The following is a 24,802-nucleotide window of genomic DNA, read 5'->3' as shown; positions in this document are numbered from 1 at the left end:
ACATGACCAGATTTATTCACGACCAATTTGCCAAAGACTACCTCGAACAATTACTCACTCCTTACGGTGAAGTCCAAGCAGCTAGACGAGTCGCAGGAGAAGTTAGACAGATTGATGTTTATTTCATTCCCAAACCACAACCAAGGGACATACCAGAAACACTCGGATTATTAGGTCAAATTGTCACTACCCCTTCTCTACTTGAACCCTTTCGTAACGCAGCTTCAGCTACAGAAATTTGCGATTGTCTCTTAAAATTATTAGAGGTGCGTGGCGATTTACAACGACAAGCAAATCGGAATAAAACTCGTATTCTAGAATCTGATTTACCAAAGTTATGGATTCTTACCCCTACAGCATCAGCGCAACTCTTATCAGGATTTGGTGCTAACCCAAAAGATGACTACCTGCCTGGAATATACTTCATGCCAGAATATTTGCGTACCGCGATAGTAACAATTCATCAGTTGCCATCTATCTCAGAAACCTTATGGCTGAGAATCATCGGTAGGGGAAACGTTCAAAAGCAAGCAATTGACGAACTAGAAGCACTTACTCCTGATAATACTTTCCGAAAAGCAGCGTTAGAATTGCTGTACAACTTGCAACAAAACTTACAAGTCACTCAAAATAAAGACGAGGAAGATAGGGAATTACTTATGCGATTAGCACCACTTTACCAACAAGACCGCGAACAGGCTAAACAACAAGGAATTCAGCAGGGGGAACGCTTAGTGGTGGAAAACTTGCTTAAAGTTCGCTTTGGTGAAATAGATAATGAGCTTCAAGCAATTATTGAACCTTTATTATCGTTACCGCCAGAAGAGTTTACGCCTTTACTGTTGCAGTTGTCTCGTGAAGAATTAATTCATCGGTTTTGCTAGTGTTTATCACATATCCTTAAATGAGTTTTTATTTTGTCATGCTAATTGCATTTATAATCGGTCTTTTTTGATGCTTAATATAGATAAATTACAATTTTCACCGATTATTCTTGCTAAGACCGTGATACATTTTTAGATTCCCGACTGATTAAATAAGTCGGGAATCTTGTTGTTAAGCTGTTGTAGCGATCGCTCAACAGTGTAAAATGTCTCATGTAGAGTTGGATTAAACAGATAAGGGCGATCGCTGATGTATGATATGGCAACTTAATATGAATAATTAAACATGGATTTTCTGACAATTCTAGGATTAGCTGCCGCAACAATAACCACAATCTCTTTTTTGCCACAGATGTTTAAAACTTGGCAAACAAAATCAGCAAAAGATGTTTCTTTAGTGACGCTAATTACATTCATAACTGGTATCTTTTTGTGGTTAATTTATGGAATTTATCTACAATCTTTACCGATTATTCTTGCCAACAGCGTAACATTGGTTTTTAACTTAATTATTCTATGGCTTAAAATTAAATATAGATAAACTTGCATCTATAAACACCTGTGACATCATCTGTATTTGACTCTGAACGCCTTCTATTTAAACCCACCACCCCAGATATCAACGCAATTCCCATAATCTTCGCCTTTCCCAACGAGTACAGCGTAGGTATAACTAGTCTCGGCTATCAGGTGGTGTGGGCTACTTTTGCAATGCGTGATGATGTGCAGGTGAGTCGCCTGTTTACTGATATTCACGAACAAATCCCTAGAAAGCCGGAAATTGTGGGATTTTCGATTTCGTGGGAACTGGATTATGTGAATATTTTAAATTTGCTGGAATCTTTAGAAATTCCCATTCGAGGAACCTCTCGTGATGATTCTCATCCAATAGTTTTTGGTGGTGGCCCCGTTCTCACTGCTAACCCCGAACCTTTTGCAGATTTTTTTGATGTCATCTTACTGGGGGATGGCGAAAGCCTGTTAGGGAATTTTATTGAGGCTTACAAAGAAGTCAGAAATACCTCGAGACCAACTCAACTAAAAAGACTTGCACAAATACCAGGAATTTATGTACCCAGTTTGTATGAGGTGGAATATCACACAAGAGATGGTGAAGTAAAGTCAATTAAACCAATTTCTCCCGAAATTCCCGCAGTCGTGCAAAAGCAAACTTATCGGGGAAATACGCTATCAGCGTCAACTGTAGTCACCGAAAAAGCGGCATGGGAAAATATTTACATGGTGGAAGTGGTGAGAAGTTGTCCAGAAATGTGCCGCTTTTGTTTGGCGAGTTATCTCACACTGCCTTTTAGAACAGCGAGTCTGGAAGATTCATTAATTCCAGCGATCGCCAAAGGTTTAGAAGTCACAAATCGGTTAGGATTATTGGGGGCTTCTGTAACTCAACATCCAGAGTTTGAGGCGTTGCTAGATTATATTAGTCAGCCAAAATATGATGATGTCCGTCTCAGTATTGCCTCAGTGCGAACTAATACTGTAACAGTCCAGTTAGCAGAAACTTTGACCAAACGAGACACGCGATCGCTTACCATTGCAGTAGAGAGTGGTTCTGAGAAAATCCGCCAAATCGTCAACAAAAAGCTGCATAACGATGAAATTATTCAAGCGGCGATAAATGCCAAAGCTGGCGGATTAAAAAGCTTGAAACTCTACGGAATGGCAGGAATTCCTGGTGAAGAAGCAGAAGATTTAGAGCAAACCGTGGCGATGATGCGTAATATCAAAAAAGCTGCGCCGGGATTGCGCTTAACATTTGGATGCAGCACCTTTGTACCCAAAGCACACACACCGTTTCAATGGTTTGGGGTGAATCGCCAAGCCGAAAAGCGGTTGCAGTTTTTGCAAAAACAGCTAAAACCACAGGGGATAGAGTTTCGCCCAGAAAGTTATAATTGGTCGATTATACAGGCTTTGTTATCGAGAGGCGATCGCAGACTCTCCCAACTTCTTGAACTTACTCGTGACTTTGGCGATTCCTTGGGTAGCTACAAACGTGCTTTCAAGCAACTCAAAGGACAAATCCCAGACTTAGATTTCTACGTCCACGCCGAATGGTCAAGAGAACAAGTATTACCCTGGAGCCACTTGCAAGGGCCTCTGCCACAGTCTACACTACTAAAGCATTTGGCTGATGCTAAAAGTTATATCAATCCATCCCCAAAAGAATTACAGCCAGTATTGGGGACTAGGGACTGGGGACTGGGAACTGGGGAATAAAAACTAGGAATTAAAAGTTAATACCCAATACCCAATACCCAATACCCAATACCCAATACCCAATACCCAACACCCATGAATTGATGCAAAACACAGCCGAGTATTACTGCGCCTATTGCGGCGAACCGAACTTAACTTTTATTGATTTGAGTGCTGGAGGACAGCAATCTTACGTTGAAGATTGTCAAGTTTGTTGTAACCCAAATATTTTGTATGTGCGGGTTGATGAAGATACCCTAGATATCGAAATTGATACTGAATCCGAAAGTTGAATTTTAGGTTTTTCTTTCCATGCTGCACTTTAAACATTCCTCAATAATTAATGCCTCACCAGAAGTAGTTTGGAAATTTCACGAAAGGCCAGATATTCTACAACTGTTAAATCCACCTTGGCAGCCAGTCCAAGTAGTTCGTCGTGAGGGGGGATTGAAAGTAGGCGCTATCACCGAATTTCGCTTGTTTCTCGGCCCATTGCCCTTAACTTGGTTAGCGCGTCATACTGAATGTGAAAAATATCGTCTGTTTACCGACGAACAAATATCTGGCCCTTTCGAGTATTGGGTACATCGACATGAATTTGAACCAGAAAATGGCAAAACTAGACTAACTGATGCTATCTCCTTCTCTATGCCTGGTGGAGGAACAGTTGAATTTATCAGTGGTTGGCTAGTACAAGCGCAATTAGAAGCGATGTTTCGCTATCGGCACTACGTAACTAAACGTGAGTGTTAAAGTAATTGCCATTCATTCGTCCAGAATCATTCTCTTATAGTAAGCTACACCCGTAGGGGCAATACCCTGCGGGAGGCCACTATGTGTCTACATGAATTGCCCCTATACCTTGCGATATAATTTTGTACCGCATTTGAGTGTGAACCGCTATATAAGTTTGAAAAATACTATTATTTGCTCTTTTTTAGTTTGAGCAATAACACTCAGAAAATATTCTAACTTTCGTTAGATTTTTTTGACATTTGAAATACCATTTTGCTAATTTCAAAATATTTTCTTAAAATCTTGGAAATCTCATCCTTTAGAGGTTGTTTGAAAAGTCTAATTTATTACTCACCAGGCGACTGGAAGTCGCGGCTATACAAACAAAACCCACCTCCGTGGGTTAAAAACCCTTGATTTTCTCTTAGTCCACGTTCGCGTAGGGTTCCGCAGGAAAGGTGGACTAAGTTTTGTGTAGTAGCGAATTCTATTCGCCTAATATTTTTCTTTAATACTACAGATAGTCCTAATTTATAGGTTAAATCAGTAAAATAAGAAATGAATTTTACCTAAGTGACGCTTTAGAGTTGGGGTTTAATCCTCAGTCTGAACCTTAGACGCTTGGCGATGATTCAGTTTCTAGACTACATTAGTTTGGGATCTCAACGGCTACAGCATCATACAGGAATTACTCCACTTCATTACCTACTCTTGCTGCTAATGATGTTACCACCTTTTTCCCCGACCTCGGCTCTTTAAAAAGCCCCATATTACAAACACTAGTTTTTATAATTACCAACACTATCAGTACTATAACTTATATAATCAAACCGCCATACCAAAAAAAGTTGTTGGTATGGCGGTTGTATGTGTAATAATAGTTAAAGTATCTTAATATTTCTAAATATCTTAAAGTTTTGGCACTATCCAATGCAAAACACTGACCACTAATAGAGTTTTCTGACTGGTGGTTAGTGCTTTTTATGGTGACTATATTTTAGGAATTTTTACCTGAATACTAGGCGGAGTAATAGCGTGATTCAATTAGAACAACCACCCAGTCATCAAACAAAACTGACTCCAGTAGTGAAAAGTCAATCCCAGTTTAAAGGACTTTTCATTGCTATTGTCATTGTTAGTGTATGGGTTATTAGCTTGAGTTTATTACTTCCCCTTGACATCTCCAAGTCAAAACTTTGGATGCTATTGCCTAGCATAGCTTGGCAAACATTTTTATATACGGGATTATTTATTACATCTCATGATGCTATGCATGGGGTAGTGTTTCCCCAAAACAGCAAAATTAATCATATTATTGGGACATTAACCCTATCTCTTTATGGTCTTCTACCATATAAAAAATTATTAAAAAAGCATTGGTTACACCACCAAAATCCAGCAACTCAAAAAGACCCAGATTTTCATAATGGTAAATACAAAAACTTCCTCGCTTGGTATTTATATTTTATGAAAGGTTATTGGAGTTGGGGACAAATAATTGCCCTCATCATTATTTATAATTTTGTTAAAAATATACTCCATATCCCCAGTGATAATCTAAATTACTTTTGGGTGTATCCTTCACTTTTAAGTTCATTCCAATTATTTTATTTTGGTACTTTCCTCCCACATAGCGAACCAAAAGGAGGCTATATTCAGCCTCATTGTGCCCAAACGATTAGCCGTCCAATTTGGTGGTCATTTATTACGTGCTATCATTTCGGCTATCACGAGGAACATCATGAATATCCCCATATTCCTTGGTGGCAGTTACCAGAAATTTATAAAGGGACTTCCAAATAAAAAATATCCAATTAACTCTTTCTTATGGGGTGGGCGTCTCGCCCGCCATACAAACTGGGCGGGCAAGATGCCCACGATATTGGATAATTTATTTCTTGGAGTTCCCAAAGTAAAATAGCTCTTGTTTCTCTAATAAATAAGTGGGCGTGAATAATTAAAGGTTTCAGCCCTTAAAATAAATCTTGGGCTGCTTACTAAAAGCAAATTTATTCTGCTTATGCCAATTAATGATTCTCGTCTTGTCACCTATAGCCCTGCTTATACAATCGTTCCCACTTACGAATGCTTTAATCGCTGTAGTTACTGCAATTTTCGCAGTGAACCAGGTAAAAGTCCCTGGATGAGTCTTTCAGATGCAGAAAATATTTTCAAACCACTTCAAAACGAAAAAGTCTGTGAAATTCTCATACTTAGTGGTGAAGTGCATCCACATTCACCAAAGCGTCAGATGTGGTTTGAGCGGATTTATAATTTGTGTGAATTAGCGCTTTCAATGGGATTTTTACCTCATACAAATGCGGGGCCACTGAGTTTTGAGGAAATGCAAAAGCTCAAGCGTGTAAATGTTTCGATGGGGCTGATGTTGGAACAGTTAACGCCAACATTGTTAAATAGTGTACATCGCCACGCACCGAGTAAATTACCAGAAGTTCGTTTACAGCAATTGCAATGGGCGGGAGAGTTACAGATTCCTTTTACAACTGGGTTACTGTTGGGAATTGGGGAAACTGTAGATGATTGGTGGGAAACCTTGGAAGCTATATCTGATATGCACCAACGTTACCATCACATTCAAGAAGTTATCCTGCAACCTCATAGTCCAGGATATCAGCAAACTTTTGATGCACCACCTTTTGATCCCCATCAATTACCAGAAGTAATTTGTAGGGCGCGTCAGATTTTACCGCCAGATATTACGATTCAAATTCCGCCAAATTTAATTCCAGATGATCGATGGTTAATCGCTTGTATCGAAGCTGGTGCAAGAGATTTGGGTGGAATTGGGCCAAAAGATGAAGTCAATCCCGATTATCCTTATGTTCAGGAACAGGCATTAAGAAAAATTTTACAGCCTGCGGGGTGGGAATTAGTACCGCGATCGCCAGTTTATCCGCAATTTGATAGCTGGTTGTCGGGGGAATTACAAACAGCGGTGAAGCGATCGCGGAATGCTATGTTATTGGTTTAATAATTTGCTACGAACTTGTGCAAAGCTGTACTTAGTTTGGCTTTTAAAGTTGCTCAAGAAGGCGCGATCGCGTCAAAATAAGAGTTAAGACGCTGTAATCTAACTTAACGATGACCATAACGCAGCTTGAGCAAATTTCCCCTCAACCAACACCGCCAAATGAGCGGGGATATGAATATGATTTGGTAATTGTCGGCGGTGGGATTATTGGGTTAACTCTAGCCTCTGCTTTAAAAGATTCTGGCTTGAGTGTCTTGCTAATTGAAGCGAAAGTGGCATCAGCAGCAGTAGCCAAGGGACAAGCCTATGCAATTCACAAGCTTTCGTCGCTAATTTATGAAGGTATTGGCGTTTGGGAGAAAATGTTGCCGCAAATCGCTAAATATTGCCGAGTTCGTCTTTCTGATGCCGATTATCCCGATGTGGTGGAATTTACCACAGATGATATAAATACAGCAGAGTTGGGTTATGTAGCGGAACACCAAGCGCTGTTGCAGCCGTTGCAAGATTTTGTCCAAGATTGCCCAAATGTGACTTATCTCTGTCCGGCAGAAGTGGTAAATACGCAATATCAGCAGAATATAGTCGCCATTGATATAAAAGTTGCCGATCAGCTAAGGACAGTTCGCAGCAAATTAGTTGTCGCAGCAGATGGATCGCGATCGCCAATTCGCCAAGCAGCTGGCATCAAAACTTCCGGCTGGAAATATTGGCAATCTTGCATCGTCGCCTTTGTCAAACCAGAAAAATCCCACAATAACACCGCTTACGAAAGATTTTGGTCTAGCGGGCCCTTTGCGATTTTACCTTTACCGGGGAACCGTTGCCGCATCGTCTGGACAGCGCCCCATGAAGAAGCAAAAGCTTTGTGTGCTTTAAACAATGAGCAATTTTTGGCAGAACTAAGCCGTCGCTATGGCGATCAGATGGGGAAACTGGAATTACTAGGCGATCGCTTTGTTTTTCAAGTACAACTCATGCAAAGCGATCGCTACGTTCTCCCCCGACTAGCGTTAATTGGTGATGCGGCGCACAATTGCCATCCCGTCGGCGGACAAGGTTTAAATTTAGGTATCCGGGATGCAGCAGCTTTGGCGCAAGTAATTCAAGCCGCGCACAAAGCGGGTAAAGATATTGGCGATATTCAGATTCTCAAAGGTTATGAACGCTGGCGCAAGTTAGAAAATCTGACGATTTTAGGTTTCACCGACTTGTTAGATCGGATGTTCTCTAATAATTTCTTCCCTGTGGTAGTAGTTCGTCGTTTGGGTTTATGGTTTTTGCAGCGAGTACCTGTATTAAAAGTATTTATGCTCAAATTGATGATTGGCTTGAAGGGGCGGACTCCAGAATTAGCAAAACGATAAACTCCTGTGGGGAATTCAAATTTGCTTTCGTTTAAATCAAAAGACTTAGATACCCGACTTCTCTAAGAGGGTGTTTGAAAAGTAGCATATTACGTCTAATGGCAGTTTAATCAGGGTAAAAATCTTTAAATGGGATGATTTTGTAGTGATTGAAGTAACGGATACTGGCATTGGGATTATACCTGAAGATTTATCCTTAGTGTTTAATCGCTTTTGGCGAGCCGAAAAAGCCCGTTCTCGTCGTCAAGGTGGTTCGGGTTTAGGTTTAGCTATTGTCCAAGCTATTACTAATGCTATGGTTGTGAGATTTCTGTAACGAGTAAAGTCGGTGTAGGTAGCTATTTTCGGGTGAAGTTACCGATAGTTGAGTAATAACCGTAATTTCTTTACCAGTTCCTTACTTTCTTTGTTTTACTCTGTGGGTTGTGGAGAGGTAAATCGATTTTCCCTAATAACTCGGTATATCTAACCCTGTTGTTAGTTATGGCGATCGCAAGTATCGCCTAAATAAATACCTCTACACACCTAATTTTACTTCTGCACATATACTTTTGTTGGGTTGTGGTGTTATTTACTTGTTTCTGGGTGATGTTCAGGAATCGTGGTAGAAACACTGGGTTCGCTTTTTGTTTTGATGGAATTAGGTAACAGGTTTTGATGTTTTTTGTGTTTAGGTATTGCACTTGTAGGTAATTCTGAATTCGTTCAGGAAGTGAGAGTCTTCTCAATGCGACGATCTGGGATAAGCCAGATGATTGCAACTAAAACGTAAAATGCACAGGCCAACCATGAGTTCACAAAGGCAATTGGAATTGCCACAGCATAGAAAACTACTGATAGTTTCCCTTTGAAGTCATCACCGATTGCGATCGCGAGAGTTGAATCCTTTCCGTGGTGAGAAACGAGGGCACGGCTAAGAATGTAGTAGGCGATCGCAGTCAACAACAATACCGTCCCATAAAGGGCAACTGGCACGGCGGCAAAGTGATTCTCGCCCATCCAGCCAGTGACGAAGGGGACTAGCGACAACCAAAAGAGCAGATGCAGATTAGCCCAAAGTATACGCCCATTAACCTGTCGGACTGCTTGTAATAGGTGATGGTGATTGTTCCAGTAGATGCCAATATAAATAAAACTCAGCACATAGCTGAGAAATACCGGGATTAGCGGACGCAGCGCAGCTAAATCGAACCCATGCGGCACTTTGATTTCCAGCACCATAATAGTGATGATGATGGCAATCACCCCATCGCTGAATGCTTCTAATCTCCCTTTTCCCATGTACGCATTCCTTTTGTGTTTACTTGAGAGTAAGTTGTGACACTCTGTACTTTATCGTACCAAGTAGTTGTCATTGATAAAGATTCTCTGCACTATGGGCGCACTTTTTTAGGCTACTCCATACCCTGTATACGGACGCTTATACGGCGGATGTAAACCTAAAATAATATCCTCTTTCGGAACACCAATTTCTACTAATTCCCGCGCAACATCTACATCAGTCATATTGCGCTGAATCCAAATCTTTCCATCTTTAATATCTAAATGGATAATACAATTGTAGACTCGCTTCAGTCCCTCCCAGCCAACTTCTAAAAGCTGATAGTGGTCATGTTCTTGATCAAACACAAGTTGAGACTCAATGCCTGAACTGCCAACCTCAAAAGTAACGTGAGACGTTAATAATTGGCAGATGCTTTGGCGATAATGTTCTACTCTTTCCATTCGACAATCACCTCCTGGAGTGGAATAGGTCTTTGGCAGCCATTTTTCCTTATATTGAAGCGATCGCAAAATCAAAATCTTTAATTCTCACTCGCCAATTTCCGCCGTAATTCTCGAATAGCAGCGCTAGTATTGCGCTCGTAGGCAATAATTTTTAAACATTCTGTAACTAGCTATACTTCGAGGATAATAACTGTTAAGCGCTGCAACAAAAGCTTTATGGGAATTATAGGTGAGATTAAGCAGATTTCGGCATCAACGCTTGAATTATTGAAAGAAGATCCACTTCTTGTTGAGGTATTTCGTGATGCTCAATGGTTACCAGAATCCGCTCTTTGGCAACGAGAAACTTATGGGTTAGGATATGAAACAATCAAAAAAGAAGCGAGGGCGCGGTTTGATAAATTGCCTAAAAGTCAGGGTTTAAGTAGATTTATTCCTGGGAATCGCCGACAGTAGAAGAAGAATTATGATTGGCATCCCCAGGTGATGAAGTTGGAGAAATTCTTGATGGGTTATTAGAACTTTCACAAGAGGGGTTCCAGAATCGTTTCATCCGAGAATCACAGAAATCAGAACCAGTACCCTGGATTGACTGGTCTGAAGAAGAAATGTTGGATTGGATGACAGATTACTACAACCAGATTTTTGATTACTACCAGAGTGCTGTCAGGCAGCACAAGGCTCTCCTACTTTACCTTACTTAGTACATTCTATTACAGTAAAATATCTTACTTAAAATTATCAACCTGTATTTCGTCTTTCCCCGTCTCCAGTTGCCCCCGTTGCTTGCCATACTCTCGCAGCTGCTTCAAAAGTCCTTCTTGGGATGAGTTAGGGATAGATGGAATGGGACTTGGTTGAAGGTTGATGTCACTACTTGCAAAATTAGCAGGTGAGGGATTTGTTACGTAAACGGGTAGCGACTTGTCATTAAACATCGCCTGTTGGGTTGGTACTGGGGTAGGAATTAGATTCTTTGGTTTCCTCACAGCAGCTTTTACCGAATCTAGAGTAGTCGCAACCTGTACTTGTTGCTGCATCTGTTGTGTAGAAGAGACTAAACCACTTAAACCATTCACCAATTGCAGCAGATTTTTACGGAATTTAGGATCTCCTGTCAATTCATCTAAATCAGATGTAATTTTTTGGGTATTTTCAAAGGTTACTCGTGCTGAATCTAAAGTTTGTTGCAGCAGCACCACATTTTTTGGATCGTTTAAAGTTTTAGAAGCATCGCGTAAATTAGCTGAGGCTTGGGCTGCATTTGCGGATAGAGTTTCTAAATTGTTGAGTAATTCCCCTTGAGTCAATCGGTTGACAGATGGTGATAAGCTACTGACTGTAACACGCAGTTGGTTACTGGTTTCAGTGATATTGTTCAAAGCACCAACTAGCGTCGAACGATTTGTTGTCAACAAATTATCTAAGTTCTTTAGCAACTGATTAGCTTGAGTTGCAGTTGCACCGAATTTATTTACTGTTTGATTTGCGGATGTATTAAGTTGGTTTGTCGCCCGTTGCACAGAATTAGCCGTGGCGGAAAAAGTAGTAAGTTGTTGTTGTAAGCTTTTAGTTAAACCTCGGAGATCCTGGCTTAATTCTGTAAAACTGGATGCTGCGCCTGTTGTACTTTCTAGAACCCGATTGACATTTCTATAAAATTTTGGGTTATTGTATGCAGCAGCGAGGTCAGTTGAACTGCGAATTAGTTCATCAACACTGATGCCAACCTGACCTTGTAACCGAGAACCATTACAGACTATGAGACTATTATCACAACTTTTATCTAGGGGTTTAGCAAGCACAACCCCAGTAGGTAAGGTTGATTTTGGTTTGATGTCGATAATACTTTCGCTAATTAATCCGCTTTGATTAGCTTCCACCACTACATTCCGGGGGATAATTAGGTCAGTTTGGGCAATTTCAATCTCTACATCAATGGCATTTGGCCCTGGTCGAACCTGAGAAATAGTTCCTACCTTAACGCCACGATAGCGGACTGCTGCTCCCTTTTGCATGCCGCCAGCGTTGGCAAATTCCACAATAATTTTGTATGAACGGCCAGCAGCGGTGAATCTATTTAACCACAGAAAAAGTAATCCAAATACCCCTAGTCCTAGCAAGAGTAATAACCCTACAGAACCTTCTCTAAATGTTCGCATAGAAGCGAAGCGGCTTGTCATAAGACCTCGCATTTTTTTGCCTCCACCAACAACCAACAACTAATTAGGAGTTAGGAGTTAGGAGTTAAGAGTTAAGAGTTAGGAGTTAAGAGTTAGGAGTTGAATTTAACTTCTCACTCCCCATTTATTACTCATCACTTCTCATTACTCATTACTCATTACTCCTCATTACTCCTCACTTCTCACTTCTCACTTTTAAGTTTCTAGCCGGCAACTTTAATCGGGCCTTGAACACTTCCACTGATAAATTGTTTGATCAAAGGATTTTCTGTGTTGTATATTTCACTAACTGTACCCTGCCACTGCACTCTACCTTCATAGAGAAATATAAGTCTATCAGCTGTACGGCGGATAGTACTATCTTGGTGGGTAACAACGGCATAAGTACTACAAACTCCATGTAAACATTGCAAATGGCGGATTAAGTCTTCGATTACTGTTGAGGCGATGGGATCGAGTCCGGCTGTTGGTTCGTCGTACAATAGAACTTCTGGGCCTTCGGAGGGATTATCGGGGTTAGACATAATTGCACGAGCAAAACTTACCCGTTTTCGCATTCCCCCGGAAAGTTCGGCTGGGTAGAGGTGGCCTATTGCTGGCAAACCTACCATCTCTAGTTTTTCTTCTACCAAATTTCGGATGCGCGATCGCGGCAGCTTTGAATTTTGATAAAGTAGAAACCCTATATTCTCCTCCACCGTCAGCGAATCAAATAGTGCCGCCTGCTGAAACACCATACCAATGCCAACCTGCTGACCACCATCCTCAATCAAACCGTCTCGCCGCACTCCTTGGACATAAATTTCTCCTTCATCGGGACTAAGTAACCCCGCCATTACACGTAAAATTGTTGATTTCCCAGTCCCTGATGGGCCAATAATCCCCAGTGCTTCTCCTCGGTAAATGGTCAAGTCTACATTATCTAGAACTTTATGGCTACCAAAGGATTTAGAAACACCTTTCAGTTCAATCAATGGTTCACTCATTAGTTATTAGTCATTGGTCATTGGTCATTGGTCAGTAGAAAATAAACAAATGACTACTGAGAACTAACAAAGGATAAGTATGCCCAATAGTGATGTCATAGTTATTGGTAGGGCTTTGTATCTTACATTATAAGTACATGATTAGCATTCTGATCAGCAAACTTTATTTTTTTAGCATAATATTTAGTTCTTTGCGATATTTAACGTCCCAAAATACCTCAACACAAGCCTGATGAATACACCGTAGTAACTAAACATCTCAGTGATATGCAAATAATATTCCATCTATAGACATCAGCAAAGTCATTTAATCGTATCGATATACTACTTCATGTTAAAAATAATCAGATAAAAGCTACTATATAGAAAGCTAGTTAACAGGTTAATACAAGGCATAATAATCAAATTAAATTTGTGAATTTAGTCTTTATAAATTTTTAGTTTTAAGTCAACGTATGTGTTTTCACTAATGATTAACTATAACTAAAAAATAATTATTACTAACTAAATTTCTGAGAATATCAAGTTAAAAAAGACTACGGTATACTAAATGATATATAGAAGAAGATTCCTAACCTAAAATATAAAATAGTGTGTGTAATTGACAGAGTTATTAGATAATTTGAGAATTTGATAGCATTTACGTCAATATTTAGAATTGGCAAAATCTAAATTATTCACTAGTATTGTAATAATTGCTTTTAAAAATAATTATGAGTAGCCAATTAGAACAGTTTGCAAGCGATAATTCTTCTGGTATTTGTCCTGAAGCCCTGGAATATATGATTAGGGCAAATCAAGGTAGTGTTCCAGCTTATGGAAATGATGAATGGACTCAAAAAGCATCAGATTATTTTCGGAAACTCTTTGAAATTGATTGTGAAGTATTTTTTACCTTTAATGGTACAGCCGCAAATTCTTTATCTTTAGCTGCTCTTTGCCAGTCATATCACAGCGTCATTTGTCATGAGACATCTCACATAGAAACAGATGAATGTGGCGCACCTGAATTTGCATCTAATGGCTCTAAGCTGCTACTAGCTCAAGGTAAATATGGCAAATTAACATCAGAATCTATAGAGTCAATTGTCACGAGGCGCACTGATATTCATTATCCTAAACCTAAAGTTATTAGCATTACACAAGCAACTGAATTAGGAACTTTATATTCTATTGAAGAACTTTTAAGTATTAAAGAAGTTGCGAATAAGTATAACTTAAAAATTCACATGGATGGCGCTCGTTTCGCAAATGCAGTTGCCGCTATGAATAAAAGCCCTGCTGAAATTACCTGGAAAGCTGGAGTGGATGTATTGTGTTTTTGTGGCACAAAGAATGGAATGGCATTAGGTGAAGCTATTCTTTTTTTCAACAAAGCGCTAGCAGAGGATTTTGATTATCGATGTAAGCAAGCAGGTCAGTTAGCCTCAAAAATGCGGTTTATTTCTGCTCCCTGGTTGGGTTTATTAGAAACTGGTGCTTGGCTAAAAAATGCTAGACATGCTAATCAATCTGCTGAATATTTAGAAAATCAACTATTAAACATAGAAGGCGTTGATTTGATGTTTCCTAGAGAAGCCAACGCCGTATTTGTGAAATTACCTGAAGAAGTTATTCACAGTTTAAAAGCCAAGAATTGGCAGTTTTATACATTTATTGGTGTGGGAGGAGTACGTTTTATGTGTTCTTGGAACACTACTCAATCAAGGATTGATGAATTGATTGGTGATATTAAAAATGCAACTAAGTAAGTGAGCGCGAATAACTAAGGAACGAAACCCAACATTTTCATAGCTTTGTTGGGTTGCGCTTTGCTTCACCCAACCTACAATTTTTCATAAAGCCAAGCGTATTGAGTAATGTTTTTGAAACACTACTTAATAATCTCAATATTTTTACTTTGATTTACTCTTGTCCACTTATGTATTGACAAAACGAAATATAGAAAATCTAAAATAATGAAACAAGTACAGCAATCCCAAAACTGTCCCAACTTAAGCGGATGCAATTAGTCATAACTGACAATGCACCAATCCACCTACTTACTTGGCATAGAATTTCAACTGTAATTTTGATTGCTGCCACAATCCCAAATGCTTATTTTTAGCATTAGCTTCTGCAATTAAAAATTGGGTTTTACTCTCGTAGCAATTTTGTAAAGATTCTTGGTCAACGACGGCATTACCTGACTCTACCAAAAGGAGATTTACTGACCGATTATCCACAAACACTTCACCAGCCGGACGACCATTTTTGACTTGTTCTGTGCTTCTAATTACGATAGGGGTTTGAGATGGTAGTAGCTGTTTTAGCTTTTGTGTTGCTGCTAAACCATAGCGCTTGTCAGTTGCCTCTGGTGCATTAATACACGCTAGCTTGATTGTAGTTGTTTGTCCTGCTTCATCTTTAACCAAAATTGTGTTACCGTCTGCAACACCAACTACTGTACCTAACACCAACATTAGTTGAAGTAATTCCATCATTTTGTATGAAATATTTTATGCACAAATATAATTTTATTTCAGTATTTAGGTTGATGGTGTGATTTAACTCACAAGTTGTAAATAAAAATGAATGAATGAATGAATGAATGAATGAATGAATGAATGAATTAAAGTAATAAATATTATCATAAATACCTGGTATTTATATTAATCAAAACCTCATTGAATAACTACAGGTAATTGAACACTCACATTAGTTCCTGTCAAGAGGTCAGAAGAGATTAACAGTTTTCCATTATGAGCATTGACAATGCGTTTGGAAATAGCAAGTCCTAGTCCAGTGCCACAAGATTTTGTAGAAAAGAATGGTTGAAAAAGCTTGGTAAGAATTTCTGATGGAATTGGCTCACCGCTATTTTGGACATTAATGCAAACTTTATCTATATCCGAAAAATCTACTTTCCATTTAACGATATCTCCTGCTGTAACTGCTTCAAAAGCATTGCGGAGAATGTTGATAAATACTTGTTTAAGTTTATCCTTATCTCCTAAAATTTTTACCTTAGGCAATGCTGGAATAAATTCAATTTGACGTTCTAGAGCTTCTGGCATTTCACGAATGCCTACAAGTAACTCATCAATGAATTCATTCACATCTAATTCACAAAGTTGCAAAACTTGAGGCTTTGCATAAAGCAAGATTTCACTCAATAGACGTTCTAAACGACTAGCTTCGCCAAGCGCCAACTCTAATCGTTCTTGAGCAGATTCAGTCAAAATATTTTTTTGGAAATATTTTAATCCCATGATCATTGTAGTCAAGGGATTACGAATTTCATGCACAATCATAGCAGCAAATTCACCAATGGCTACAAGTCTTTCTTGTTCTAAAATCTTGGCTTGTGCTGTTTGTAATTCTGCGGTGCGTTTTTCTACCTCAGCCTCTAGAATATGATTAAATTGGCACTGTTGTTGATAGAGATGATAGTTATCAATTGCCGTTGCCGCTCGTTCAGCAAACAATTCTACAACTTGGATATCTTCTTTTGTAAAATCGCGTGGTAGATGATTAAAAGAACAGATAGTACCAATCACTTTATTTTCAGCAGTCCGCAATGGTGTTCCTAAATATGCACAATAACCTTCTGGAGCCTGTCCATACTCTGGGTGTTTCTGAGCATCTTTTACTGCTAACGATTGACCCATTTGGATAACAGTACCAGTTAATAAACCATGTAGTGAATAAATATGTTCGCCTTCGCCCATATCGAGACTACTAGCTAGAACAGTTTCAAATCCCTCTTGGCAAAAGGTAACAACTGTCCAATCAACTCCAATAAGTTCGCTGACTCCGCAGGCAATGTTGTGCAAATAGCTAACCAGTTCGCCAGTTCGATAGTTCAAAGAAGACAAACGTGCTATGATTTGGCGCTCACGCTGCCAAGTTTGCTTGTGTAACAACATTTCTTCATTACTGGTTTTGCTCATGGATGGATGCCTATTGCATGGGTTCTAAAAATAATTTCAAAAATCAACTAGATAGTTATTTAGTTACGCTTCAGAGGTTGTTTGAAAAGTCTAATTTATTACTAGCCCTGCCGATTATAAATCGCGGCTATACAGATAAAACCCTTGATTTTTCAAGCTTTCCACGGAGGTGGACTTGGTTTGTGTAGTAGCAAATTCTATCGCCTAATACTTTTCAAACATCCTCTCACTAGTTTGATAGAAAGATTCTACTAGAGACATATACGATTTGCCTACAGCAAAACTAAGAAATTTCACTTAACTAAAAAATGAATCATGGGGAGGAATATAGTAAAATTACTTGAAAAGTGCTGTATTGATTATGAATTAGTAACTCTTCGGTTGGCTAATGAGCGACAAATTATCTAATTCCTAAAAAACATCTCACAAGGAAATCACTATGACGGTCAATTTACAAGGAATATTACAGCAACCAGGACAAGGTTCTTCATACTGGGTACTTGGGGATTTGTATACCTTTAAGGCGGTAGGTGAAGAAACTGGCCAAGCTTATGCGCTAATTGAGATTACTGTTCAGCCACAAAACGGTACACCTGCCCACATTCATAGTCACGAAGATGAAGCTTTTTATATTCAAGAGGGAGAATTGGAATTTCAGCTTGATGAAAAGATTATCTTAGCAATTCCTGGAACCTTTCTTCACTCTCCTAAAGGTCAACTCCACAGGTTTACAAATATTGGTACAAAGCCAGCAAAATTACTTTGCTGGTTCACACCAGCAGGTTTAGAGAAGTTTTTTTTGGAAATAGGTGTGCCAGCTTCAGAGAGGACACAATTACCTAGCATTAATCCCGCAGACATCGAAAACGCTTTGGCTGCTGCTGCAAAATATGGTCTGGAAATTATTCCGCCATCTGCTGGCTGAATCTTTGCAGATATAAGCTGTTCCATATTGAAATTGCATCAGTTGGGCACTCATGTTGCCCACCCCACAAGAGTTAGTTTGATTCGATTATGTAATTTCTGACTTTTCATGTTATCTGGAAAAGTCCACCAAAAACCTAACCCCCTAACCCCCAACTCGTCGCGAGAAGGGGGAAAATTCAAAGTCTTTCTCCTTTTAGGAGAGAGAAATAGAAGTGAGGTTTTCCAGATTATCTAATTTAGATGTTTTTTACCTTAGTAATTCGATTTGATTCTTGAATCTACTTGTGGAGGGAGTGAGGAATGGAAAAGAAGGAGTCTTGTAGTACGATGATATTTAAGTCATAAGATTTTAGTTACTTGACTTTATAGAGATATTTAAAATTTTGTGTCAGCAATCTTCAATACTTTAAGACACTCTCGTATTTTAAGAGTTTTAACTCCAATTTCTAACTCCTAACTTTCTTTATATGTCAGAACAACAGCAGTGGACTATAACAGCAACCGAACAACCTCCAGAGTGGTTTATCGAAGCAGTGAAACAACATACACCTGCATCAAGTGGACTATATGCAGCACAGTTGTTGTGGCAACGGGGTATTAAAGATCGTCAACAATTAACAGCTTTTATCAACTATAAAGCTTATCAGCCAGCAAGTCCCTTTGAGTTTGGGCAAGAAATGCATTTAGCGATCGCACGCTTGCAACAAGCATATAATACGAAAGAAAAAATCGCCATTTGGGGAGACTTCGATGCCGATGGTATTACCGCCACATCGGTACTTTGGGATGGATTGGGGCAGTTTTTCGCTCAAAATACTCAGTTAATTTACTACATTCCCAATCGTCTGAAAGAATCCCACGGACTTAATAATCAAGGCATTGATAATTTAGCAAAACAAGGTTGCAAATTAATTGTGACTTGCGATACGGGTAGCACAAACCTTGAGGAAATTATCTATGGCAAACAGTTAGGTATAGATGTAATAGTTACAGATCATCACACCTTACCCACCGAACGCCCACCCGTCGCAGCGATTATCAATCCCCGCTATTTACCCAAGGAACATCAGTTATTTAATCTTTCTGGGGTGGCAGTAGCTTATAAGTTGGTGGAAGCAATATATCAAAGCTTGCCCAATGTTGCCAAATATCCCTTAGAAGATTTATTAGATTTAGTAGCAGTTGGATTAATTGCCGATTTAGTGCAGTTAAGTGGAGATTGCCGCTACTTGGCACAGATAGGAATTCAACGACTGCAAGAAGATTTTAAACAGCCAGCAGCCGCGCGGCGGCGGCCAGGGGTAGGGCGATTATTAGAATTGTGTCAGAAAAGTGGCGATCGCCCCACAGATATTTCTTTTGGTTTGGGCCCAAGAATTAATGCTGTTAGTCGTATCCAAGGTGATGCTAGTTTCTGCGTGGAATTATTAACTAGTCGGGATGTCAAACGTTGTAACGAACTAGCCGAAGTTACAGAACTCGCCAACGCCCGCCGTAAATCTTTACAAAAAGACGTGCAAGCACAAGTAGCGCAAAAACTCACCCAATTAGACTTATCAACCACCAGCGTCATTGTCCTAGAAGATGCCCAATGGCCTGCGGGTGTATTGGGCTTAGTTGCCGGACAGATAGCACAAGAAACAGGTCGCCCCACAATTTTGTTAAGTACAGAAGGGAGTGGGGAATCGGGAGTGGGGAGTGGGGAAGAAAATTCCGCCCCTACTCCCTACTCCCTACTCCCTACTCCCTTAGCAAGGGGTTCTGCCCGTTCGGTGAATTCTGTCGATTTATACCAACTGGTGAAAGACCAAGCACATTTGTTACACCGTTTTGGGGGACATCCCTTTGCAGCAGGTTTAAGTTTGTTGGTGGAGAACATTCCTTTATTTACAGCAGCGATTAATCAGCAGTTGCGGCAATCATTAGGGAGTACAACCCTAACGCCAACTGTGCAAGCAGACTTGACGGTAACAGTTGCAGACTTGGGGAAAGAGTTATTTTTAGAACTGAAACTGCTAGAACCTTGTGGAATGGGTAATCCTGTTCCGAAATTGCTAATTCAAAACTGCTGGTTTGAAAATGCTTGGCATCGCAATCAGCAAGATTGGCAAGGGAAAAAAGTACAGTACATTAAAGCTGAGTTTGATATTCGGGATGATTCTAGCAGAAGTGCTTTTCCTGGCTTATGGTGGGGACATTACAAAGATGAATTACCCATCGGAAGATGTGATTGCATAGCAGAACTAGACTACAACACCTTCAAAAAACGTTATGAAATTAGATTAATTGCCGTGCGTCCTTCTGCTAACTCAGCACTCAACGCTTCGCGATCGCTAACACCCTTGATCTTAGACTTGCGGAATCAGGAACACTCAGCACTTAGTACTCAGCACTCGCTCAACCCTAGCTATCCGCTGATTGAAGATTGTCCCACAAATTGGGATGATTTACGCATCTGGTTGCGGCGATGTTTGGCGATAAGCCGCTCTACGCCTGGGTTTGACAATCAGCAACAATTAGCGATCGCTTGGTCTAAACCAAACCACCAACCACCCAATCAAATTTGGCTGACTCTCGTAGGAATCGCCAAATATCTCAGTCGCACAAATCAACTAGTTACCCGCGTACAACTTTTAAAGAAAATCGGCATCAGCGACCAAACCTTACTTGTCGGCATCAAAGCTTTAAAATATTTCGGGTTCACAGTTAAACGACAAGACCATTATTTGCAAATCACTTGGCATCCAAGCGATAGTACCAAAAATCTTGCTGATGAAGCAGTTGCCCGATTTTTAGCTGCTGTCCGAGAAGAACAATTTCAGCAACAGTATTTTGCGGAAGTGCCTTTATCTACTATTGTTGCGATCGCCAGCTACGAGAATTAATCAGCTAAACCACATGTAGTAGTCTGCCAACCCAAAAATGCTGGGTGAGGGCTGGGGAAAGGGCAAAGGGCAAAGGATTTAAACCCTTTCCGCCTTCTCCCTTACCCTTTACCCCGCCAAGTTCACTTGGCGAACTTCTAGTTTGTACATCTGGAAGTCCCTTAGAACTCAGCACACTTCATGGCAATTCCAACGGGATGAGAAATTATTTTGTAAGACTTAATGTTTGAAAAGCTAATAATTAGTGTATCATGTTAACTGTAATTTGCCGTATACTTTCTTTGTATATATTATGCAAACCCTTAAGGTGCTGGCTTTGTTTATGCAATGACATACAGTAGTTTTCTTTTGCGTGAAATTCAAAGCTATAGGTTTGCAAGCAGGAAGCAGGAGACAGAGTAGAAACTGTTTATATCCGAAATTGGAGTCCTGCATTTTGTACCTCATTTACTTGCAAACTGCTATGAGAAGGAGTCAGAAGACAGAATTCAGAATACCCTATGCCTGGAGTCAGGGATAACAGCTACGGAAAGAATTTTTCTTCTCCACGATAGTTAGACGCTAACGCGAACGAGAGGCTGCACCAATGCAGCGAGTCTTACCTACGGCACACTTCTGGATTCTGGCTCCTGAATTCTGAATTCTTCTTCGGTAAATAATTCTGTATGCCCACTGAAAATTGCTTCCACAACCTGAGAAGTTTGACACGAGTATCTAAAAGCTTGATGGGATATCTGTAAAAACCGCTCACAGTAGCAAAGTATGAAGTTGACTGCGCCAAAAAGGAGGACAATTAATTGCTAACAACACATAGCGAAAATGAACTACAGTTGACTGCTGACGTGCTGGTAATTGGTGGTGGCCCTGCCGCTGCATGGGCAGCATGGGCAGCCGCATCCCAAGGTGTCAAAGTAATTATTGTTGATAAAGGTTTTCTCGGTACGAGTGGTGCTGCTGCTGCTAGTGGCAATGGTATCATGGCTCCTTCTCCAGAGAATTGGGATAAAGTTGTATCGGAGCGTTATCGCTCAGGAAAAAACCTAGCTAACTTACGTTGGATTGAGCGTGTTGTTGAAAAAACTTGGCTCAGTTTGCCCCTAGTGGAAGATTGGGGCTATCGTTTCCCTAAAGAAAATGGGGAATCTGTGCGCCAGAGTTATTATGGCCCTGAATATATGCGGGTACTTCGCAAAAATCTCTTGCGTGTTGGTGTTCAGATTCTCGACCAAAGTCCGGCGCTAGAGCTTTTATTGGCTGACGATGGCTCAGTAGCCGGAGCAAGAGGTGTACAACGGCAACATCATCGTACTTATACCGTTCGCGCTGGTGCAGTAGTCTTGGCGAATGGCGGTTGTGCATTCTTGAGTAAAGCATTAGGTTGCAATACCAATACAGGTGATGGATTGCTGATGGCGGTAGAAGCTGGCGGCGAACTCTCCAGTATGGAAGCTTCTAATCACTATGCCATCTCGACGGCTTTCAATGCCACAGTGACACGGGGGGTTCCCTTTGGTTGGGCTAGCTTTAGTGATGAAGCGGGTAACGATCTTGGTGGTTATGTCAATGGTCGTCGCGATCCATCGTTCCTTCCCAATGCACTCTTAAAAGGGCCCGTTTATGCTCGTTTGGATCGAGCTACACCTGAAGTCAAGGCAGTGATTGAGAAGTCCCATTTCATCTCTTATCTACCTTATAAAAAAGCTGATATTGATCCCTATACAGAACGAGTCCCTGTGACGCTGGTTTTAGAAGGTACTGTTCGTGGTACAGGTGGAATCCGTTTGACTGATGATAGTTGCGGTACGAAAGTACCCGGACTCTATGCCGCAGGGGATGCAGCCTCACGCGAGTTTTTAGCCGGTTTAGCTTCTGGTGGTGGTGGCCCCAATGCTGCTTGGGCGATTTCTACAGGTCAATGGGCTGGAGTCGGTGCAGCAGCTTTTGCCAAGAGTCTCGGCGCTCATGCAAATGAAAGGGTTGCACGTCCTACCGGTCAAGCCGGATTGCGATCGCCCCAGGTGGACAAAACGCCGTCTTCTGCTTCATTCGATAGCGAAGCGATCGTCCGTGGTGTTCAAAATGAGATGTTACCTCTAGAGAAAAATCACTTCCGTTCTGAACAGCAGCTTTTGGATTCTCTTTCTAAATTAGAAAAACTATGGGAGCAGGTACAGGCGAACCCGAAACAAGATACAGTGCGCGATGTGGAATTTTCTCGTCGAGCAGCGGCTCTAACAGCTGTAGCCCGATGGGGATATTTTAGCGCTTTACATCGCACGGAAACGCGTAGCGAACATATTCGCGTGGACTACCCCGAAACCGATCCAAATCAGCGTTATTACCAGGCAACAGGTGGCTTAGAAAAGCTATGGGTGAGGCGTGATTGGATTGCAGATGAAATTGCTACACCCCCAGTGCTAACCACTCAAACCACACCCTCTGTATCAAAATTGTAGTCGGAGCATTATCATGATTGAGCTTGTCAGCCATAAACTCTGTATAAATTGCAATATATGCGTCCAAGTTTGTCCTACCAATGTCTTTGACTCTGTACCTAACCAACCACCTGCGATCGCTAGGCAAGAAGACTGTCAAACTTGTTTTATGTGTGAAGCTTATTGTCCTGCCGATGCGCTCTATGTTGCGCCTGAATCTCATACCAATGTTGCAGTCAATGAGGATGATTTAATTGAACGTGGCATCATGGGTGAATATCGTCGCACCTTAGGTTGGGGATATGGCAGAAAAAACAATAGTGAATTGGATACTGCCCATAAACTGCGCCTACTGCCGCGCCCCTATCAAGCGTAGGCGCAACCCTTCGTAGACGCGGGCGACCAAAAAATCAAAAGAGACTGACAAATAAAAAATATCCAATTAACCCTTGTAGAGTGGGCGCTCGTGTTGCCCACCCCACAATATTGGATAATTTAACGTGAGTTCGACAGACCTCTCCCTGCCTTAAACTAAAGTTCAAGTCTGTCCCTCTCCGAGTCGGAGAGGGACAGGTTTTGCGTAGTAAAACCAGGGAGAGGTCTTTTGGGTGGACATGATATGACCAGTCGAACTCACATTAATTTATTTCTTGGAGTTCCCCAAGAATTACCTTAAACAGCAACTCTGGTGGTGTACGATCAGTTCTTTATGAATGCCAAGTAATCGATTGAACAACTGAATTTGCAAGCCTCTGTACACACCCCTTGACCGACGGTTCAGGAATAGTAATGTCGCAAACTTGCTTGTGAACTACTTCTGCAATGGTTTCCCAAGTAGTCCAACAAACCACTTCATGAACCTGTTGTAGAAGTACTGATTTTTCAAAATTATGGTTTTCGGTACGGTTTAACACAGATTCAAGATAAAGCTCAATCGCATCTATAGGATTTAACCGCCCATGCCGTTGAACTGATACAGGAGGTTCTGAACCTAGAACAAGCCATAGTATTGGCTCTTGGTTTCGATTTAACGCCTCTTGCATTACCAGTACAAACTCGCGGGAGAGTTGTTCTGGCTGAAACGAACTTGGTTTAATACGTTTTGCCTCAATCAGCCCAAAACAACTTGGTGTTTTGATTATTCCATCGGGCTGTACTGCAAGTTCTTTTTGATGCACTCTACCACTTGGGGTTAGGTAGAAGTTGCCTGGTAAAAGAGTAAACTCAGCTTGTTCAATCTCTCGCTGAAGTAGAGTACGCACTTTTGTAGCACCATACGATGCTTCAAGTACAGCACCCAAGAAAAATTGACGAGGAAGAAAGTCTAATGCAAGAAATACTTCAGCAGTGAGAATGTTTTCAAACCCTCGTCCACCATCTCGATATTTTTTAATCGTATTACCAACCCATGATAGTTCCTGTAAAAGCCGCCCCAGAACCCTAGAATTGCTAGTAAAATTCATTGCACCAACATGCCATCAATAGCCTTATGGCTTTGCATTTTAGGGTTCCCAAGCAGTAACATTTTCTA

24 protein-coding genes are annotated in these 24,802 nt (G+C 40.7%); 16 read left to right on the top strand and 8 right to left on the bottom strand.

The window, feature by feature from the left end; all coding sequences use genetic code 11:
* Window positions 1–2: 2 nt before the first annotated feature.
* Window positions 3–884 (top strand): hypothetical protein, encoded by an 882-nt coding sequence (locus tag V7L07_RS06390; protein ID WP_335056062.1) that lies wholly within the window; start codon window positions 3–5, stop codon window positions 882–884.
* Window positions 885–997: 113 nt separating this feature from the next.
* On the opposite strand, the gene V7L07_RS06385 is transcribed toward V7L07_RS06390, so the two are convergent.
* Complete coding sequence (locus V7L07_RS06385) at window positions 998–1,234, bottom strand: hypothetical protein (protein WP_179063518.1); 237 nt, start codon at window positions 1,232–1,234, stop codon at window positions 998–1,000.
* On the opposite strand from V7L07_RS06385, the gene V7L07_RS06380 reads away from it, so the two are divergent.
* From V7L07_RS06380 to V7L07_RS06345, 8 genes are all read left to right on the top strand, one after another.
* Window positions 1,171–1,425 carry a SemiSWEET transporter gene (locus tag V7L07_RS06380; RefSeq protein WP_179066932.1) on the top strand — a complete coding sequence of 85 codons (255 nt, stop codon included), beginning with the start codon at window positions 1,171–1,173 and terminating at the stop codon, window positions 1,423–1,425. The genes V7L07_RS06385 and V7L07_RS06380 overlap by 64 nt on opposite strands.
* A 20-nt stretch (window positions 1,426–1,445) precedes the next feature.
* Window positions 1,446–3,122 (top strand): B12-binding domain-containing radical SAM protein, encoded by a 1,677-nt coding sequence (locus tag V7L07_RS06375; RefSeq protein ID WP_335056059.1) that lies wholly within the window; start codon window positions 1,446–1,448, stop codon window positions 3,120–3,122.
* A gap of 83 nt (window positions 3,123–3,205) precedes the next feature.
* Window positions 3,206–3,394, top strand: coding sequence for a CPXCG motif-containing cysteine-rich protein (locus V7L07_RS06370; RefSeq protein WP_012411100.1), 189 nt, complete (start codon window positions 3,206–3,208; stop codon window positions 3,392–3,394).
* Window positions 3,395–3,413: 19 nt separating this feature from the next.
* A complete protein-coding gene (locus V7L07_RS06365) occupies window positions 3,414–3,854 on the top strand; it encodes an SRPBCC family protein (protein WP_335056057.1) in 441 nt (146 codons plus the stop codon).
* A 1,017-nt stretch (window positions 3,855–4,871) separates the two neighbouring features.
* Window positions 4,872–5,639 carry a beta-carotene ketolase CrtW gene (gene crtW / locus V7L07_RS06360; protein WP_335056055.1) on the top strand — a complete coding sequence of 256 codons (768 nt, stop codon included), beginning with the start codon at window positions 4,872–4,874 and terminating at the stop codon, window positions 5,637–5,639.
* Window positions 5,640–5,856: 217 nt separating this feature from the next.
* Window positions 5,857–6,828 carry a 7,8-didemethyl-8-hydroxy-5-deazariboflavin synthase subunit CofG gene (gene cofG / locus V7L07_RS06355; protein ID WP_335056053.1) on the top strand — a complete coding sequence of 324 codons (972 nt, stop codon included), beginning with the start codon at window positions 5,857–5,859 and terminating at the stop codon, window positions 6,826–6,828.
* A gap of 110 nt (window positions 6,829–6,938) precedes the next feature.
* Entirely contained in the window at window positions 6,939–8,195 is a 1,257-nt protein-coding gene (locus V7L07_RS06350; RefSeq protein WP_335056051.1) for an FAD-dependent hydroxylase, read from the top strand.
* Between the two features lie 145 nt (window positions 8,196–8,340).
* Entirely contained in the window at window positions 8,341–8,511 is a 171-nt protein-coding gene (locus V7L07_RS06345) for an ATP-binding protein (RefSeq protein WP_335056049.1), read from the top strand.
* Between the two features lie 389 nt (window positions 8,512–8,900).
* Here the strand turns inward: V7L07_RS06345 and V7L07_RS06340 are convergent, their stop codons facing one another.
* Together V7L07_RS06340 and V7L07_RS06335 are read right to left on the bottom strand one after the other, a co-directional pair.
* Window positions 8,901–9,476, bottom strand: coding sequence for a TMEM175 family protein (locus V7L07_RS06340; RefSeq protein WP_335056047.1), 576 nt, complete (start codon window positions 9,474–9,476; stop codon window positions 8,901–8,903).
* A gap of 108 nt (window positions 9,477–9,584) precedes the next feature.
* Window positions 9,585–9,920: a XisI protein gene (locus V7L07_RS06335; protein ID WP_335056045.1), complete on the bottom strand. Its 336-nt coding sequence runs from the start codon at window positions 9,918–9,920 to the stop codon at window positions 9,585–9,587.
* 219 nt (window positions 9,921–10,139) lie between these two features.
* On the opposite strand from V7L07_RS06335, the gene V7L07_RS06330 reads away from it, so the two are divergent.
* Together V7L07_RS06330 and V7L07_RS06325 are read left to right on the top strand one after the other, a co-directional pair.
* The gene (locus V7L07_RS06330; RefSeq protein WP_335056043.1) at window positions 10,140–10,379 is read left to right on the top strand and encodes a hypothetical protein; all 240 of its coding nucleotides are present in this window, start codon (window positions 10,140–10,142) and stop codon (window positions 10,377–10,379) included.
* 14 nt (window positions 10,380–10,393) lie between these two features.
* Entirely contained in the window at window positions 10,394–10,627 is a 234-nt protein-coding gene (locus V7L07_RS06325) for a hypothetical protein (protein WP_335056041.1), read from the top strand.
* Between the two features lie 24 nt (window positions 10,628–10,651).
* On the opposite strand, the gene V7L07_RS06320 is transcribed toward V7L07_RS06325, so the two are convergent.
* Window positions 10,652–12,118, bottom strand: a complete 1,467-nt coding sequence (locus V7L07_RS06320) for an MlaD family protein (RefSeq protein WP_335056039.1) — start codon at window positions 12,116–12,118, stop codon at window positions 10,652–10,654.
* Window positions 12,119–12,309: 191 nt separating this feature from the next.
* Window positions 12,310–13,092 carry an ABC transporter ATP-binding protein gene (locus tag V7L07_RS06315; RefSeq protein WP_335056037.1) on the bottom strand — a complete coding sequence of 261 codons (783 nt, stop codon included), beginning with the start codon at window positions 13,090–13,092 and terminating at the stop codon, window positions 12,310–12,312.
* A 713-nt stretch (window positions 13,093–13,805) separates the two neighbouring features.
* Between V7L07_RS06315 and V7L07_RS06310 the strand changes: the two genes are divergently transcribed.
* Window positions 13,806–14,843 (top strand): threonine aldolase family protein, encoded by a 1,038-nt coding sequence (locus tag V7L07_RS06310; RefSeq protein WP_335056035.1) that lies wholly within the window; start codon window positions 13,806–13,808, stop codon window positions 14,841–14,843.
* 291 nt (window positions 14,844–15,134) lie between these two features.
* Here the strand turns inward: V7L07_RS06310 and V7L07_RS06305 are convergent, their stop codons facing one another.
* A complete protein-coding gene (locus tag V7L07_RS06305; protein ID WP_335056033.1) occupies window positions 15,135–15,575 on the bottom strand; it encodes a thermonuclease family protein in 441 nt (146 codons plus the stop codon).
* A gap of 180 nt (window positions 15,576–15,755) precedes the next feature.
* Window positions 15,756–17,024 (bottom strand): GAF domain-containing sensor histidine kinase, encoded by a 1,269-nt coding sequence (locus V7L07_RS06300; protein ID WP_335056031.1) that lies wholly within the window; start codon window positions 17,022–17,024, stop codon window positions 15,756–15,758.
* Between the two features lie 439 nt (window positions 17,025–17,463).
* Between V7L07_RS06300 and V7L07_RS06295 the strand changes: the two genes are divergently transcribed.
* The 4 genes from V7L07_RS06295 (at window position 17,464) to V7L07_RS06280 (ending at window position 23,647) form a co-directional block, all read left to right on the top strand.
* Window positions 17,464–17,949, top strand: a complete 486-nt coding sequence (locus V7L07_RS06295; protein ID WP_335056029.1) for a cupin domain-containing protein — start codon at window positions 17,464–17,466, stop codon at window positions 17,947–17,949.
* 469 nt (window positions 17,950–18,418) lie between these two features.
* A complete protein-coding gene (locus V7L07_RS06290) occupies window positions 18,419–20,836 on the top strand; it encodes a single-stranded-DNA-specific exonuclease RecJ (RefSeq protein WP_335056027.1) in 2,418 nt (805 codons plus the stop codon).
* A 797-nt stretch (window positions 20,837–21,633) separates the two neighbouring features.
* Window positions 21,634–23,292 carry an FAD-binding protein gene (locus V7L07_RS06285; protein WP_335056025.1) on the top strand — a complete coding sequence of 553 codons (1,659 nt, stop codon included), beginning with the start codon at window positions 21,634–21,636 and terminating at the stop codon, window positions 23,290–23,292.
* Between the two features lie 13 nt (window positions 23,293–23,305).
* A complete protein-coding gene (locus V7L07_RS06280; protein ID WP_335056023.1) occupies window positions 23,306–23,647 on the top strand; it encodes a 4Fe-4S binding protein in 342 nt (113 codons plus the stop codon).
* A 331-nt stretch (window positions 23,648–23,978) separates the two neighbouring features.
* On the opposite strand, the gene V7L07_RS06275 is transcribed toward V7L07_RS06280, so the two are convergent.
* Complete coding sequence (locus V7L07_RS06275) at window positions 23,979–24,734, bottom strand: hypothetical protein (RefSeq protein ID WP_335056021.1); 756 nt, start codon at window positions 24,732–24,734, stop codon at window positions 23,979–23,981.
* Between the last annotated feature and the right edge of the window lie 68 nt (window positions 24,735–24,802).

Origin of the sequence: Nostoc sp. (genome assembly GCF_036916985.1) — a bacterium.
Taxonomy (GTDB): Bacteria; Cyanobacteriota; Cyanobacteriia; order Cyanobacteriales; family Nostocaceae; genus Nostoc.
The sequence above is the reverse complement of the archived record's forward strand: the minus strand, read 5'-3'. Positions and strand labels throughout refer to the sequence as shown.